Here is a 16,136-nt window from a genome sequence, read left to right as displayed (position 1 = left end):
GAAAAATGTGTACGGATATGTTGACGAAATGCGCGATTTGAGCCGGATGAACTTTGATGCGGCAAAGATGCAGGAACGCTACATCTCGAAAATGGACAACTGGAGAGCCGGATTGCTCACCGACGACCGGGGCTATAAAGACCGGCGCCCGTATTGGTGCATGCCCGACTATGACGATACCCGCTGGGAAGAAATGGACTTGCCCGGATACTGGGAAGGAAAAGGACTGAAAAACTTTGACGGCACAGTGTGGTTTCGTCGGACGGTCGAGATACCCGCAGCATGGGCAGGGCAGGACTTGACCCTCAGCCTGGCGATGATTGACGACGAAGACATCCTGTACTGGAACGGAGAAGAAGCCGCACGAGGGTCAGGATTTACCACCCCCAGACTCTATACGATACCTGCGAAAATGGTAAAACCCGGTAAAGCCGTTATTACCGTACGTGTATCCGACTACGGAGGCGAAGGAGGCATTCACGGTAAGGCAGAAGACATGTATCTCTCATCAGCACAGGATAAAATCCCCCTGGCAGGTAAGTGGAAATACGATATCGGGCTCTCATTGGCAAAATATCCTATTGCACCCGTATCGCCCGTAGGAAGCTCAAGTTATCCCACCGTACTCTATAATGCGATGGTACACCCTCTCGTGACGTTCCCCGTAAAAGGCGTTATCTGGTATCAGGGAGAAGCTAATGTCGGACGGGCAGCCGAGTATACCGACCTCTTTCAAGCGCTTATACACGATTGGCGCGATAAGTGGAACAATCCCGATATGCCCTTCTACTTCGTGCAGTTGGCCAACTTCATGGAACGCGTGGACGGGCAAGAAGAAAGCCCCTGGCCCGAGCTGCGTGAAGCCCAGGCCAAAGCCCTCTGTATGGAACATACCGGTATGGCCGTCATATATGACATCGGAGAAGCCGGTGACATACACCCCAAAAACAAGCAGGAAGTGGGCCGGCGCCTGTCGCTCATTGCACTGGCAGACACCTACGGCAAAGACCTTACTTGTTCCGGTCCCCGCTACGCAACCTATCGGGTCGACGGAGACCGCGTAGAAGTAGAATTTTCCTGCACAGGCGGAGGATTGCAAGCTAAAGGCGGCGAACTCAAAGGTTTTGTCATATCCGGGCCCGACCACCGTTTCCACAAAGCCCACGCTGTCATATCCGGAAACAAAGTGATACTTTCCTCTCCCGAAGTGAAATACCCTGTGGCAGTTCGCTACGGTTGGGGCAACAATATAGAAAGCACACTCTACAATGCCGAAGGGTTGCCCGCGTCGCCCTTCCGCACCGACAACTGGTAATGCAGAATCTTTCCCTTTGGAAAGGCAGAGAAAAAGACAAGTTGTAACCTGCATGACACACAAACCGGAAAAAGAAAAAAATAGACAATATGAAAAACAAACTGTTAGCATTGACATTTACTATCAGTATCAGCATCGGGGCAACGGTACATGCCGACAAGACCCCCGTAGAATGGGTAAACCCCTTTATCGGTACAGGAGCAGTAGCCAATAGCCTCTCCGGCAATAATTATCCCGGAGCGACAGTCCCTTTCGGCATGGTACAGTTGAGCCCCGATACCCGGGTTGCCCCCGACTGGGCACAAGCATCGGGATACGATTACAACGACCGGCAGATAATAGGCTTCAGCCATACCCGTTTGAGCGGTACAGGAGCCTCCGATTTTATCGATATCCTGCTGATGCCGACCACCGGAAAAACCTGTATAGAAGCCCAAGAGTCTCCCCGGAGCGGTACCGGATACCAGTCGGCATTCTCTCATGACAGAGAATCAGCCTCCCCCGGATATTACAAAGTGACACTCGATAGCTACGGAATCGATGCCGAGCTGACGGCCTCCGCCCGGGTAGGTATGCACCGTTACCGTTACCCCCAAGGAGCAGACAGTTCGCATATTGTTTTAGACCTCGACCATTCCGCCAATAAAGGAAGCTGGGGGCGCCGTATCATCAACTCCCAGATACGCATCGTCGACCCCTGTACCGTCGACGGCTACCGTATCATTACTGGTTGGGCTAAATTGAGGAAGATATACTTTCGTATCCGATTTTCCCAACCGATAAAAAACGTCTTGTTGGCCGATGGTTCCCGTATATATCACAACATGCCGGTCATAAACGGTACTGCGCTGAAAGCCGTATTTGACTTCGATACCCGGCACAATACGACCGTAATGGCAAAAGTAGCCCTGTCGCCCGTCTCGATAGAAAACGCCATACAAAACATGTCGGCCGAGATACCCGGATGGGATTTTGACGATGTTGTTCGCCAAGCATCCGGCATGTGGAATGCCGAATTAGGCAAGATACAGGTTCAGGGTACCGACCTTCAAAAAGAAATATTCTACACAGCCCTCTATCACACGATGATACAACCCAATATAATGTCTGATGCAAACGGGGACTATATGGCAGCCGACTACACCGTACGCCGGCTCTCGGGAAATGACAAGCATTACTCCACCTTCTCCCTGTGGGATACCTACCGGGCGGCGCACCCTCTCTATACGCTCATCCACCCCGACCGCTCCGCCCACTTTATAAAAAGCATGATACGGCAGTACGACTACTATGGCTATCTCCCCGTATGGCAACTATGGGGACAAGACAACTACTGTATGATAGGCAACCACGCCATCCCGGTCATTGTAGACGCCATACAGAAAGGCATACCCGGTATCGATATGGAAAAAGCATACGAAGCCGTTAGGAAAAGTTCTCTCATATCCCATCCCAATTCACCTTTCGACGTGTGGGACAAATACGGCTATATGCCCGAGAACATACAATCCCAATCCGTTTCCATCACCCTCGAATTTTCCTTCGATGACTGGTGCGTGGCACGTCTGGCTAAAAAACTCGGCAAAGAAGACGATTGCCGCTACTTTGCCGGACGCTCGGAAAACTACCGCAACCTCTTCAATCCCGAAACGCGCTTCTTTCAGCCCAAAGACGATAAAGGCAACTGGATAACCCCCTTCGACCCCTACAAATACGGAGCCAACGGAGGCTACCCCTTTACCGAAGGAAACGCCTGGCAATACTTCTGGTACGTCCCCCACAACATAAAATCATTGGTAAGACTCACCGGAGGAGACAAAGCCTTTGCCGAAAAGCTCGACCACTTCTTCACATCCACCCATACCAGCGGGGAGAAAAACGATAATGCCTCGGGATTTATCGGACAATACGCCCACGGCAACGAGCCCAGCCACCATGTCGCATATCTGTACAGCTACGTAGGACAACCCTGGAAGACCCAGCAATACGTATCATATATCCTCAACAATCTGTACGACAATACCTCCGCAGGTTATGCCGGGAACGACGACTGTGGCGAAATGTCATCATGGTACATCTTCAGTGCCATGGGATTCTATCCGGTAAATCCCGCAAGCGGAATATACGTAATAGGTTCGCCTCTGTTGGAACAAGCCGATATACACCTGCCAGGAGGAAACACCTTTACCGTAAAAGCCCCGAAAAAGAACGATAAAGAAATCTATATACAATCCGTTCGCCTCAACGGGAAAAAATACGACAAGACATATATCACCCACCAAGACATTCTGCAGGGAGGAACATTGGAATTCAAAATGGGAGTAAAACCCTCATCCTGGGGAAAAAAGCCCGAAATGAGGCCCGTTGAGGAACCGCTGATGTAAAATTTTGTATATTTGGAAAAACTTGATATATGAAAAAAATATCTCCCCGTTACGCAATCACCCTGCTTACCGCAGCACTATTCAGCATCTCGGCACTACAAGCAGAAACAATCGACATCTATCCGGCAGAAAAAGACATGACCCGGGAAATCCAGGCCGCCATACACCTCTCCCGGGAAAAGAAGCATGCACCCGTAACCATACAGTTACGGCAGGGCGATTACCACATATCCCGCAGTCACGCCTCACACCAACTCTATTACATATCCAATACCACATCCTCGTCCGAAAATCCCCACCCTGTAAAACACATAGGATTGTGGCTCAAAGGACTGAGGAATGTAATCATAGACGGAGGAGGAGCAAGGCTCATCACCCACGGAGAGATGACCACTTTTGTCATAGACAGTTGCGAAAACATTGTGCTCCGTAATTTCACCCTCGTGGCAGCAGACCCCACCGTACCCGAAATGACGGTGCTCGAAGTCGGTGATACCCACATGACAGCCCGCATACACGATGACACCCGGTATGAAATATCCGGAGGAAAACTCCGGTGGATAGGAGAAGGGTGGAGCTTTACGCAACCCGTAGCCCCGCAAGTATTCCACCCTGGAATCAATGAAACCCTCCGTTGTGCTTCCCCCCTCGACAACCTTGTGCAAGTTACCGAGCTGGAACACAAAATCATCCGGTTCGATTACAGCCGCCGACCCGACGGAATAAAACCCGGGCAAGTCTATCAGATGAGAGACGCCATACGGGATGAAGCTTGCGGATTCATCCATAAAAGTAAAAACATAACCCTGCAAAATATCCGCTTTCACTTCCTCGGTAACTTCGGCATCGTAGGCCAGTACTCCGAAAACCTCACCTATGACCGCATTTTCTGCGAACCCGAATTGGGGACAGGGCGCACCTGTGCCGGATTTGCCGACTTCGTGCAGATGTCCGGATGCAAGGGCAAACTGAAAATCCTGAACTCTCGGTTCGAAGGGGCACAAGACGACCCGATAAACATACACGGTACACATCTGAAAGCCGTAGGCTATCCTTCGCCCCGGCAAATAAAAGTCCGTTTTATGCATCCGCAGTCGTACGGTTTCGAAGCATTCTTCAAGGGCGATAAGATAGAACTGGCCGACGCACATACTCTGTTGTGCAAAAGCCGTGCGACGGTAAAGTCCGTTCAGAGGCTCGACAATTATGAAATATTGTTGACAGTAGATACAACCCTTCCCGCCCACCTGGAACAACAAAATATCGTCGTCGAGAACATTACATGGACCCCCGATGTAGAAATAGCCGGCAACTATTTTGCCCGTACTCCCACCCGGGGTATTCTGGTAACGACAAGAGGGAAAGTACTTATCCGCGACAATACCTTTTACCGTACCCCCATGAGTGCCGTATTCATATCCGATGACGCCCGCAACTGGTATGAGTCCGGTCCCGTGCGCGATGTGACCATCCGCGACAATACATTTATTGGGTGCGGTACTCCGGTAATCGGCGTTTTCCCCGAAAATGACAAGTACGAAGGAGCCGTGCACCGCAATATCCGGATACTCTCCAACCGGTTCCGGCTGAAGCCCGGAAAGGCCATATCCGTTCGCTGTACCGATGGAGTAGAAATAAAAGACAACTATTTTGTTTCATCCTCCGGGACGATAGAAAATATAATCGACATAGAACAGTGCGATAACGTAGACATAGACAAGAACCTCCTTTCCCGGTAAAGGAAATCCCTCAAATGGATATATAGGTCATACAAAGGGTCATGACAAGCCATATACAGGCAGCATTGATATCGTACTGTCCTTAGCGGTTGGGATATCTTTTGCAGCCGGTTTCCCCAGCCGAAAAAGACACGCACGACTGCCCTTGAAAAATGGCAGTCGTGCGTGTGTCGGATATAGCCGCCGGAGTTTTGATGGTCGGCGACTGTTATTTATAACAACATATCATAAGAAGAGCGATACGACCAGATAGACAATCGCCGCCAGCAATGCACTCACCGGGATAGTCAGCACCCATGCAGTCATCAGATTTCTCGTTACCCCCCAACGTACCGCAGAAAGCCGTTTGGTAGCGCCTACACCGATAATAGCACCCGTAATCGTATGCGTCGTGCTCACCGGGATTTTCAGGAACTCGGTCAGGTACAATGTAAACGCACCCGCAGTTTCAGCAATGACACCTTCTAACGGAGTGACCTTGGTAATTTTTGTACCCATGGTTTTTACAATCTTCCAACCGCCCGACATCGTCCCTAAAGAAATAGCCGTAAAACAGGAAAAAGCGACCCAGTTGGGCAAATCGTTGATACTGTTTATGCCCATTCCGAGACCCTCGCTATGAGCGGCTATCATCGCAGCAGCAATGATACCCATTACTTTCTGGGAATCGTTGAGCCCGTGGCCGATGCTGAACAATGCCGAAGATACAAGCTGCAATTTCTTGAACCAGTACTCGGCAGTATGCGGGTGCATACGCCTGCAGATATGAAGAACCAGCAAAGTAAACCCGAAAGCAACCACCATCCCGATAAGCGGAGCAAGGAAAATAAACGCGATGATTTTCAGGATGATACTGGTCTGTATGGCACCGAAACCGTTAGCCATGATGGCAGCACCGGCAAATCCCCCGATAAGAGTATGCGACGATGACGACGGGATGCCTTTCCACCAGGTATACAAATTCCAGATGATGGAAGCGACAACTCCCGACAAGATAATCGGCAAAGTGATATACTCCTCTATCACCGTTTTCGATACGGTATTGGCTATACCGAACCCCCCGATAATATACTTGGCGATGAAAAAAGCGACAAAATTGAACAATGCCGCCCATAACACCGCTTGGAACGGAGAGAGTACCTTGGTCGATACGATGGTAGCAATAGAGTTTGCAGCATCATGGAAACCGTTGATATAATCAAAAGCCAAAGCCAGAATGATGATAATCACTAATAATTCCATCCGTACCCCCGTCTTATACGTATTTTACAATCAAGCTTCTGAGAATCTTCCCCACACGCTCTTCCATATCGGTGGTCTTTTCCAGTTCCTGCATGATTTCCTTTATCTTTATCAGTTCGATGCTGTCTTTCTCCTCTTCAAACAGCTGCGTGACAAAATGCTCATATACATCATCCGCATGATTCTCTATCTCATGCAGTTTGTCGCAATACTGCCGCAAGGCAGACGGGTTTTTATGGAAAGTTTCCAGTTCCTTCATTGCCTTGCACAAAATACCCGCACCCTCTTCAATGAGCGCACCCAGCTCTTGTCCGCTTTGGGAAATAGGGCGGGGGTTATAAATAGAGATGCGCTTCGCACAACTGTTGATTCCATCGATGACATCATCCATTGTAGAAGCCAGGTTATGAATATCCTCCCTGTCAAAAGGAGTAATGAACGTCTTGCTCAGCTCGTCGAAGATTATATGTGTCTGGGTATCGCCCTTACGCTCCAGCTCTTTAATCTGCTTATAATAATCAGCACGTTTGTCCGGTTCGTCATGCCGGAGGTCGGCAACCAGCAGAGCCGAAGACTCGACTACGATTTCAGACAGTTTATTCAGCATGGGAAAAAATTTGGGTTCCTGAGGAGTAAACCTGCTAAAAAATGAATTTTTCATAAAATGTAAGTCAGTAGTTATGTTTCTTTCTTGTTTTTAAGCCTTTGATGAATATTTTTCCGCACATGCGACCATCAGGTCTGCCAGCTCTTACCATCTTTGCTGCAAAGATAATATTTGCAATTGATTTCATTTTTATTCAGAAAAAAAAATTACAGGAAAATTTCATAGTTATTTTATAATGAGTAATTTATTGTGCATTTTTCCCTTCTTTGTGAGAGGGTGTAAAAACTAAAATCGAATCTTTAAAAAGTTACAGATTATAAGTATGGGGACAAAAAGAGCCTCACCAAAGAGTATTTTTGAATGAAAATGCCCCCTTTTTCTTTATTTATATATGTATTGAGTTTTAAAATGTAAGTTATTTATTTTGTTTTTGAGTTTCTACAAGCCTCCTTCAGAGGGAACAAACGGGGGGGGGCGTTGAGAAGTGCTACCAAAGTTGAGATACAACAGGACGAGTCAATATCTCATTGTCTTGTAGTGCCTGTTTTTTGAGTGGCAGTCCACATGATACCTGAGAGGATATTTTTATGAAGGGAGAGAAAAAAGTATGATAGAATGGCTGAGAGGCACTACGGCAACATACAAAGGGAACTGCTGCCATATTGATTTTTCCTGCATAAGTTTGATACACGTTGTTATTATTCACGAGAATGTCATATTATTTCCTTGTATATTCAAGATATTCTTAATATTTTAGCACTATATTCTTTTTCTAAATACCATGAAATATAAAAATTATTTTAAGCTGGTCTGTAAAATGGTCAATTTCAAAGGAGAAGGGATTTTTGTTTTATTTAATATAAGGGGAATACTCCTTTGATGATATTATGGAGTGCTTGGATAAGATAGATGTATTTTCGACTTTTGATAAAGTTTACCAAAAATATAGAGAGCCGTTTATCAAATTGGCAATTTCTTATGTCGGTGATAGAAGCATCGCAGAAGATTTTGTGACCGATTCTTTTGTAGCCTATTGGGAGAATAGGGGGAAATTGCCGGCAGACACCAATATCCCGGCTTATATATTGGTATCCCTTAAAAATAAGTGCCTGACACATTTGACCCATCTCCGTAAAAGGCAAGAGGTAATCGATAATATAAAGAACCAATATCAGTGGGAATTGGACTTTAAGATTACATCGTTGGAAGCCTGTAATCCGCAAGAGATATTTTCGAAGGAGGTTCACCGATTGGTAAATGATGCCATTCGGTCGCTTCCGGAAAAGACAAGGGAGATTTTTCTATTGAGCCGTATGGAATCTCTTACAAACCGGGAAATATCCGAACGGTTGGATATTTCCATTAAAACGGTCGAATTCCATGTGAGCAAGGCTTTGAAGGTACTTCGTATCGCTCTAAAAGATTATTTATTGGTCTTTTTTTACTTTTTCGTAAAATAATCGTTCTTTTTTGTTAGGGTATTTTCATACTCGTTAGTTATATATACGTAAAGGATAAATTTATGGATAGAGAATTGCTATATCGTTTTTTTAATGGGACAGCTTCCGAGTCGGAACGAATCAGCATTCGGGAATGGGCAGAGGCTGCACCGGAGAATATGCGGGAATTGTTGAACGAACGCAAACTGTATACGGCTATTATATTGACTGGGGAGAAGGAATCTTTCGAATCTCATAAAAAGACAGGTTGGTATAGACGAATCGATTTTATCCATATCGGCCGGTACGCCGCAGTTTTCATCTGTGCTGTTTTGTTGACGTGGTTTGCTTCGAACCCTAAGGATACGACGGTATCGTCTGTCTCGCAAATCGATGTTCCGTTGGGGCAGTATATGAACTTGACGTTGGCCGATGGCACTACGGTCTATCTTAATTCGGGGACGACATTCAGATATCCTACGGCGTTTACAGGCAAGGTGCGGCAGGTGGAAATCGATGGAGAGGGTTTTTTCCAAGTTACCCATCAGGAAAAAGATATTCCTTTTGTCGTGAAAACTTCTAAAGGAGATGTCCGGGTCTTGGGGACGAAATTCAACGTGGAGGCCTATGCAGAGAGAGACAGGTTCGTGACATCGTTGCTCGAAGGTAAGGTAGAAGTGGTTACCGCAATCGGCAGCCTGATGTTGAATCCGAACGAAAAAGCGACACTGGTCGACGGGTCGCTGAAAAAAGAGTCTTTGAGCGATCGAGGCAGCTATAGTTGGACCGGGGGTATAATCGATTTCAATAATATACGGTTTGGTGATTTGATGAGCGAATTTGAAAAAATATATGGAGTCCGCATTATCATTGAAAATCCGGAATTGGAAGATAATTTTTGCTTGGGCAAGTTTCGCCGTATAGACGGGTTGGACTATGCTTTACGGGTGTTGCAAGTGGACATCCCGTTTGAATTCAGACAAGATTTTGAGACACAAACTTTTTATATTAACTAAAAGATAATATTATGGAAAAAACATAGAGAGGTACAGAAAAGGGAATATCGAACCGTCGCCAAACATATCAATATTCCCCCTTAAAGAATTAACACAACAATCGTATTAATCTTAAAACACACAAATATATGAAAAAGAAGTTGATGTTGGAGAATAAAGGGTTCTCTAATTCAATAATTTTATTTAGATTTATGAAAATCACACGTTTTTTGTTCCTTATAGGAATGCTGAATGTCTGTGCCTTTAACGCATATTCCCAAAATGCCAAAGTAACCTTGAATCGTACGAACACTCCCCTTCAAGTTATTCTCAATGACATAGAGTCACGGACCAATTACCTGTTTATAATCATTAATGGACAGGTAGATACCCAAAAGAAATATTCGATTAAAGTCAAGTCGGAGCCGGTCTCTTCCGTACTGGACAAACTGTTCAAAGGTGAGAAAATCAGTTACAAGATGAAAGGCAACCACATTGTCCTTTCCCGTGAGACCGAAGGGAGCAAGGAAAAGAGCAAGCGCAAGTTGACCGGTTATGTTAAAGACAACTTGGGAGAACCGCTCGTAGGAGCAAGTATCCATATACAGGGTACCCAGCAGGGTACGGTGACCGATCTTGACGGTTATTTCCATATCGAAGGAGATTATGACGAAAACACGGTGCTCAGTATTCGCTATGTGGGTATGGAGGATAAGAATGTAGTCATTGCCGATAAGAATAGTTTCAATATTATTATGGACGACAATAACCGGGAGTTGGACGAAGTGGTCGTGGTAGGATATGGAACACAGAAAAAGATAAATTTGAGCGGTGCGGTGGAGGCTGTCTCCGGTACGACTCTTGAAAATCGTTCTGCCAATAATGTCGGAGTTATGTTGCAAGGATTGGTTCCCAACTTGAATATCAATGTCGATGGCGGCCAATTGAATCAGACGCCCTCTTTCAATATTCGTGGTGCGACGACTATTACCAACGGTGGCTCACCGTTGATTCTGGTAGATGGGATTCCGATGGCAGAAGCAGAATTCTCTCGTATGAACAGTGCCGATATAGAGAGTATATCGGTCTTGAAAGACGCTTCTTCGGCAGCTATTTATGGAGCCCGTGCTGCCTTTGGTGTGATTCTTGTAACGACGAAAAAAGGAAAAGAAGGTAAAACTAAATTTTCATTTAATAATACGGTGAACGTGCGCACGTTGGGCCGTATGCCGGAAGTTGTGAAAGACCCGTATATACAGGCTTCGTACAAAGATATTATGGGGGCGCCGTGGTACGACCTTTATACCGAGGAAGAGTTGGAATATGCCAGGCAGCGTTCGCTCGACCCATCGCTTTCACCGGTGATGATCAATCCCAAAGACCCCAACCGCTATTCTTATTTGGGGGCGACCGATTGGTTTCACGAACTGTATAGCAACACGGGATTCTCTCATTCGCACTCTATCGGCATGTCTGGTGCTACGGCCAAGACATCTTATTATTTAGGTGGCGAGTACTTTGGAGAGAGCGGTATGCTCAGATATAATACAGATAAAGCTAACCGGTATAATTTAAGAAGCAATGTCAGCTATCAAGTGACCGATTGGTTGAATATTTCGAACAATACTTCGATGACTTACTATACTTACAAGGCCCCCTCTTCGCTCGATAGCGGTTGGCTGTATACTTACATCCATAATGCCAACGCATTGACGGTGCCCAAGAATCCCGACGGAAGCTGGACGGAGAACGGAGCGAAATATATTGCCGGAACGGAAATGGGAGGAGAGAGCGAGACAGAAGAACTTTTGGCACAGACGCAAGTCTCGTTCGATATTTCGCTGATTAAGAATGTATGGTCGGTAAAAGGAGACCTCGCGATTAAGTTTTGGAACAAACATAAAAATTATTGGGAGTCGGACAAAGATTTTGTTTTTAGGGACGGGCCCGATAGCGCACCCAAAGAATTGGGGTGGAGCGATTTTGCCAAAACGGAACATGATAATTCCCGGTTTACATTGTTTAATATTTACTCGAATTTCAACAAAAAGTTTGGGAAACACGAGCTCGGTGTCACGGTGGGTTTTGAACAACAATTGGAGTCGGCGCAATATTTCACCGGCCAGCGAGACGGTCTTATCAGTAACTCTGCTCCCAGTATAGCCGTTTCTTCGGGTGAAAATAAAGAATTGACGGATTACCGTTACAGCTGGGCGACACGAAGCGGATTTTATCGTTTGAATTATATGTTTGGAGACCGATATATTTTTGAGGCAAACGGGCGTTACGACGGTACATCCCGGTTCCAGAAAGACCATCGTTTCGGATTCTTCCCTTCCTTCTCGGCTGCATGGGTGATTTCGAATGAGGAATTCTACCAGCCGATAAAGGATGTCATGAATGCGGCAAAACTTCGTGCTTCGTACGGTTGGTTGGGCAACCAAAATGTGGGTTACTATGAATACATCTCGAATATGTCGTTTTATGAATGTAACTATTTGATTGATGGTAAGAAACCCATCGGTGTGGGTTCTCCTAATTTGATTTCCGGTGATTTGACATGGGAAAAGGTAAACACCATCGATGTGGGATTGGATTTGGCTTTTTTTGGAAACCGTCTGACTTTCTCGGGAGACGTTTATCGAAGGAATACTCTTGATATGTTGACACCCGGCAAAACGCTTCCGGGCGTCTTGGGGGTTTCCTCCCCTCGTCAAAACGCAGCCGATTTGAAGACGCAAGGTTGGGAAATCTCTTTAGGATGGCAAAACCAGTTCAGTTTGGCTTCAAAACCGTTCAGCTATTCGGTCAAGTTCAATCTGTCCGATTCTTGGGCCGAAATCACCCGGTTCAATAACGAAACCGGTACGTTGGACGATTACTATGCGGGATGGCGTATGGGAGATATCTTGGGTTTGACGACAGAGGGATTTTTCCAGAGTGAAGAAGATATTAAAAATCATGCCGACCAATGGGAAGTGACCGCTTATCCCGGTGACCGTCCGTTGGCTCCCGGTGACTTGAAATACAAGGATTTGAATAATGACGGGTATATCAATAAAGGAAAATGGACCGTTGACGACCATGGAGACTATTCGGTCATAGGAAACGAGAGCCCCCGATATTGTTACGGTGCCGATATTAATGCCGCATGGAACGGATTCGATTTCAGAATTTTGCTGCAAGGCGTGGGCAAAAAAGACTGGTATCCCAATGTGTTTACATTCTTCGGTATTTACCGTGCACCGTGGTCCGATGTGTATACCAACAATCTTGACCATTGGACTCCGGAAAATCCGGACGGGTATTTCCCTCGTTTGAAATCCTATACGGCCGAGACAGACGGAGATATGAGTATTCCGCAGACCCGCTACTTGCAGAATGCTGCTTATATGAGAATCAAGAATATAACTTTCGGATACTCTCTCCCGCAAAATCTTACTCGCAAGATAAAAATAGACCAGATAAGATTTTATTTCAGCGGTGAAAATGTAGCTGAGTTTACAAAGTTGAGTAAAAATGTCGATCCCGAAGGCCTTGGTTTGGTTCACCCCATGCAGCGGGTATTTTCGTTCGGTCTTAACCTTAACTTCTAAAATGTATGAATTATGAAAAGGATATTATATATAGTTGTCGTGTTTATAAGTTTGTGTGGTTGTAATGATTCTTTTTTGGACCGGTTGCCCGAGACCTCGTTGGTTACGGAAAAGTTTTTCAACTCGCCGTCCGATTTGGCTTTGTTTGTCAATAAACTGTATCTGAGTGAGTCCCCCCAATATTGGGACATCGGAACAGACAACGTGGTGGCATCGGAAAAAGATGAGATGTTGGACTTGATTCGCGGGAATATAACCCCGGCTACAGTCGGTGGTTGGAATTGGGGACAAGTGAGGGAATTGAACTATTTCTTGGACAATGCGGGCAGGGCGGAAGGCGACCAGGCGCTTATCGACCATTATATCGGTATTGTCCGTATGCTTCGGGGAAAAGAATATTATGAATTGGTTAAGCGGTATAGCGACGTTCCTTGGTATGACCACGTGTTGAGCGATACCGATATCGACGAACTTTACAAACCTCAAGATTCCCGTTCGTTCGTGATGGATAAAATTATGGAGGATTTGAGGTTCGGGTGTAAACATATCTTGCCGGATTTGAAGGGGCGGGTTACATACACCCAGTGGTATGCCTATGGATTGCTTGCCCGAATCGCATTGCATGAAGGTACATTTCGGAAATACCATACCGAATTGGGGCTGGAAAGCACAGCCGATAAGTTCCTTGAAGAAGCCGTGTCCGCTTGTGAGAAGATTATGGAAAATACGGCCGAGTTTGATATCTACACCGACGGGGGAGTGAACGAAGCTTATCGTAACTTGTTTGCCAGCAATAACTTGAGCAAATGCAAAGAGATGATTTTGTACAAGGATTTTGACAACGAAGCCCTCATTCGCCACGATGCTTCTATGCATGTGTTTGCCTATACCACCAATTTGAGCCGGTCTTTAATGGAAAGCTATTTGGTGAAAAAAGACGAAAAGGCTGTGCCCTTCTCTTCCGTAGAAAATTATCAGACGAAGACTTTCATTGAGACATTTGCCGACAGAGATCCCCGATATGCACAGACCTTTATGTATCCCGGCTATATTCGTCCGGGAGATGCGAAACCTTTTGTCCCCAATATGAACTTGGGGGGCTATCCGCAGATAAAATTCGTGTCAAAGGACGCCTCGCAGAATCAATGGGGATGTTCATACACCGACCTGCCTTTGATGAGATTGGGCGAAATCCTTCTGATTTATGCCGAAGCGAAAGCCGAGCTCGGCACATTGACTCAGCCCGATTTGGACAAATCCATCAACAAGTTGAGAAAACGGGTAGGGATGCCGGATATGGTATTGTCCGACCTCGTTGCCGACCCGGTTTTGGAACAACAATACCCGAATGTGACCGGTGGTATGAGAAACGCCATTCTCGAAATTCGTCGGGAAAGGCGGGTCGAATTGGCTTGCGAGGGATTCCGCCAGGACGATTTGATGAGATGGAAAGTAGGCAAGTTGCTCGAATTGCCGCAGGGAGCTTATATCGCAAAGATAAACGATGTGTTCGATGTCACCGGTGACGGTGTTACCGATGTGGGCATATTCTTGAACAGCAAGGCCGTGAAACCCATATATAAAAAGAAGATATGCTATTATCTGGAAGAAGAGAACGGTGAAAAGACCAGTATTTCCTTGTCCGAAGGCGACCACGGTTATATCATCCTGACTAATGATGTGGAGAACCCCAAAAAATTCGAAGAACCGAAATATTACTATTTCCCGATTCCGCAAGGCGAACGGATAACCAACCCGAATTTGAAAGAAACCAATTTTTGGTAAGCAATAAGAGCCTGTCTGTATTTTGCTCGGGTCAGATTTGAGAGTTTCTGTTTTCTTGTTGGGAAAATTCAGGCGGGCTCTATAAACTTCATGCTTAAAAAAACGGAAAATGTGCCGTGCCCCGAAAGTGGGGTACGATGCACACATCCTTAACAAAATCAGTAAATTATGAGACGTAAATGGTATGTCGTCATGCTTCTTTTGTGCGTGGCGGTAGCGGGTATCGCACAACAAAATAACAAGGTTTTCGACATCGATTTGTGGCAACAGGGATTGCCCAACAGCAACGGCATGGATTCTCCTCCCTTCGATGAGTCGATAGGCAATTTCAAACCTTCGATTCGGGTATTCCTGCCCGATTCCCGGGTAGCTACCGGCAAAGCCGTACTTATTTGTCCGGGAGGAGCATACGTACATTTGGCCTATCACCATGAAGGGTACGATTGGGCTCCTTATTTTAACAAAATGGGTATCGCTGCAATTGTGCTGAAATATAGAATGCCCAAGCGGGGGCATAAAGAAGTGCCTTATTCCGATGCCGAAGAGGCGATGAGGCTCATCAAGAGTCATGCTTCGCAATGGAATATCAATCCCGACGATGTGGGTATCATGGGCTCTTCGGCCGGAGGCCATTTGGCTTCTACCGTGGCAGTACGCAGTACCGGGAATTTGCGCCCCGACTTCCAGATACTGTTCTATCCGGTCATTACGATGGATAAGAAGTACACCCACATGGGATCGCACGATAATCTATTGGGGTCGGGAGCTTCTAAGGAATTGGAAGAGAAATATTCCAACGAAAAGCAAGTGACCGGCAACACCCCCCCGGCTTTTATCGTGTATAGCGACGATGACGATGTAGTAGCGCCGGACAACGGTGTGAATTATTATCTGGCCTTGCGCAAACATGGAATACCGGCTTCCCTCCATATATACCCTTCGGGCGGTCACGGTTGGGGAATACTGGAAAGTTTCCTGTATAAGAATCAAATGTTGAACGATTTGGAAGTCTGGCTCAAGACTTGCAAACCGGG

Annotated in this window: 9 protein-coding genes and 1 pseudogene; 8 read left to right on the top strand and 2 right to left on the bottom strand. The window is 46.1% G+C overall.

Going from position 1 to position 16,136, the window contains the following annotated elements; translation table 11 throughout:
* The 3 genes from BN2628_RS04360 to BN2628_RS04350 all read left to right on the top strand — a co-directional run.
* Positions 1-1,315, top strand: a 1,315-nt coding sequence (locus tag BN2628_RS04360) for a sialate O-acetylesterase (RefSeq protein WP_317614739.1), incomplete at its 5' end; no start/stop codon positions are given.
* Positions 1,316-1,404: 89 nt separating this feature from the next.
* A complete protein-coding gene (locus BN2628_RS04355; RefSeq protein WP_055096162.1) occupies positions 1,405-3,699 on the top strand; it encodes a GH92 family glycosyl hydrolase in 2,295 nt (764 codons plus the stop codon).
* A 29-nt stretch (positions 3,700-3,728) separates the two neighbouring features.
* A complete protein-coding gene (locus BN2628_RS04350) occupies positions 3,729-5,438 on the top strand; it encodes a right-handed parallel beta-helix repeat-containing protein (RefSeq protein ID WP_052431549.1) in 1,710 nt (569 codons plus the stop codon).
* 225 nt (positions 5,439-5,663) lie between these two features.
* Here the strand turns inward: BN2628_RS04350 and BN2628_RS04345 are convergent, their stop codons facing one another.
* Together BN2628_RS04345 and BN2628_RS04340 are read right to left on the bottom strand one after the other, a co-directional pair.
* The gene (locus tag BN2628_RS04345; RefSeq protein WP_021931352.1) at positions 5,664-6,680 is read right to left on the bottom strand and encodes an inorganic phosphate transporter; all 1,017 of its coding nucleotides are present in this window, start codon (positions 6,678-6,680) and stop codon (positions 5,664-5,666) included.
* Between the two features lie 13 nt (positions 6,681-6,693).
* Positions 6,694-7,341, bottom strand: coding sequence for a DUF47 domain-containing protein (locus BN2628_RS04340; protein WP_021931353.1), 648 nt, complete (start codon positions 7,339-7,341; stop codon positions 6,694-6,696).
* Positions 7,342-8,174: 833 nt separating this feature from the next.
* Between BN2628_RS04340 and BN2628_RS04335 the strand changes: the two genes are divergently transcribed.
* From BN2628_RS04335 to BN2628_RS04315, 5 genes and pseudogenes are all read left to right on the top strand, one after another.
* Positions 8,175-8,747 (top strand): RNA polymerase sigma-70 factor, encoded by a 573-nt coding sequence (locus BN2628_RS04335; protein WP_021931355.1) that lies wholly within the window; start codon positions 8,175-8,177, stop codon positions 8,745-8,747.
* A 62-nt stretch (positions 8,748-8,809) separates the two neighbouring features.
* Positions 8,810-9,742: a FecR family protein gene (locus BN2628_RS04330; protein ID WP_021931356.1), complete on the top strand. Its 933-nt coding sequence runs from the start codon at positions 8,810-8,812 to the stop codon at positions 9,740-9,742.
* Positions 9,743-9,870: 128 nt separating this feature from the next.
* Positions 9,871-13,317 carry a TonB-dependent receptor gene (locus BN2628_RS04325; protein WP_257606384.1) on the top strand — a complete coding sequence of 1,149 codons (3,447 nt, stop codon included), beginning with the start codon at positions 9,871-9,873 and terminating at the stop codon, positions 13,315-13,317.
* Positions 13,318-13,329: 12 nt separating this feature from the next.
* Positions 13,330-15,102 carry a RagB/SusD family nutrient uptake outer membrane protein gene (locus BN2628_RS04320; protein WP_074023942.1) on the top strand — a complete coding sequence of 591 codons (1,773 nt, stop codon included), beginning with the start codon at positions 13,330-13,332 and terminating at the stop codon, positions 15,100-15,102.
* Positions 15,103-15,270: 168 nt separating this feature from the next.
* Positions 15,271-16,131, top strand: a pseudogene (locus BN2628_RS04315) (alpha/beta hydrolase); the annotation flags it as partial.
* Positions 16,132-16,136: the final 5 nt, after the last annotated feature.

Origin of the sequence: Gabonia massiliensis, assembly GCF_001403595.1 — a bacterium.
Lineage (GTDB): Bacteria > Bacteroidota > Bacteroidia > Bacteroidales > Coprobacteraceae > Coprobacter > Coprobacter secundus.
Note: the sequence above shows the minus strand (reverse complement) of the source record. Positions and strands in the feature narration are given on the sequence as shown.

What these genes read in the sequence shown, in the direction of transcription:
- BN2628_RS04355 (WP_055096162.1), top strand. Translation starts at nt 1,405, where the DNA reads ATGAAAAACAAACTGTTAGCATTGACATTTACTATCAGTATCAGCATC.
- BN2628_RS04350 (WP_052431549.1), top strand. Translation starts at nt 3,729, where the DNA reads ATGAAAAAAATATCTCCCCGTTACGCAATCACCCTGCTTACCGCAGCA.
- BN2628_RS04345 (WP_021931352.1), bottom strand. Translation starts at nt 6,680, where the DNA reads ATGGAATTATTAGTGATTATCATCATTCTGGCTTTGGCTTTTGATTAT.
- BN2628_RS04340 (WP_021931353.1), bottom strand. Translation starts at nt 7,341, where the DNA reads ATGAAAAATTCATTTTTTAGCAGGTTTACTCCTCAGGAACCCAAATTT.
- BN2628_RS04335 (WP_021931355.1), top strand. Translation starts at nt 8,175, where the DNA reads ATGGAGTGCTTGGATAAGATAGATGTATTTTCGACTTTTGATAAAGTT.
- BN2628_RS04330 (WP_021931356.1), top strand. Translation starts at nt 8,810, where the DNA reads ATGGATAGAGAATTGCTATATCGTTTTTTTAATGGGACAGCTTCCGAG.
- BN2628_RS04325 (WP_257606384.1), top strand. Translation starts at nt 9,871, where the DNA reads ATGAAAAAGAAGTTGATGTTGGAGAATAAAGGGTTCTCTAATTCAATA.
- BN2628_RS04320 (WP_074023942.1), top strand. Translation starts at nt 13,330, where the DNA reads ATGAAAAGGATATTATATATAGTTGTCGTGTTTATAAGTTTGTGTGGT.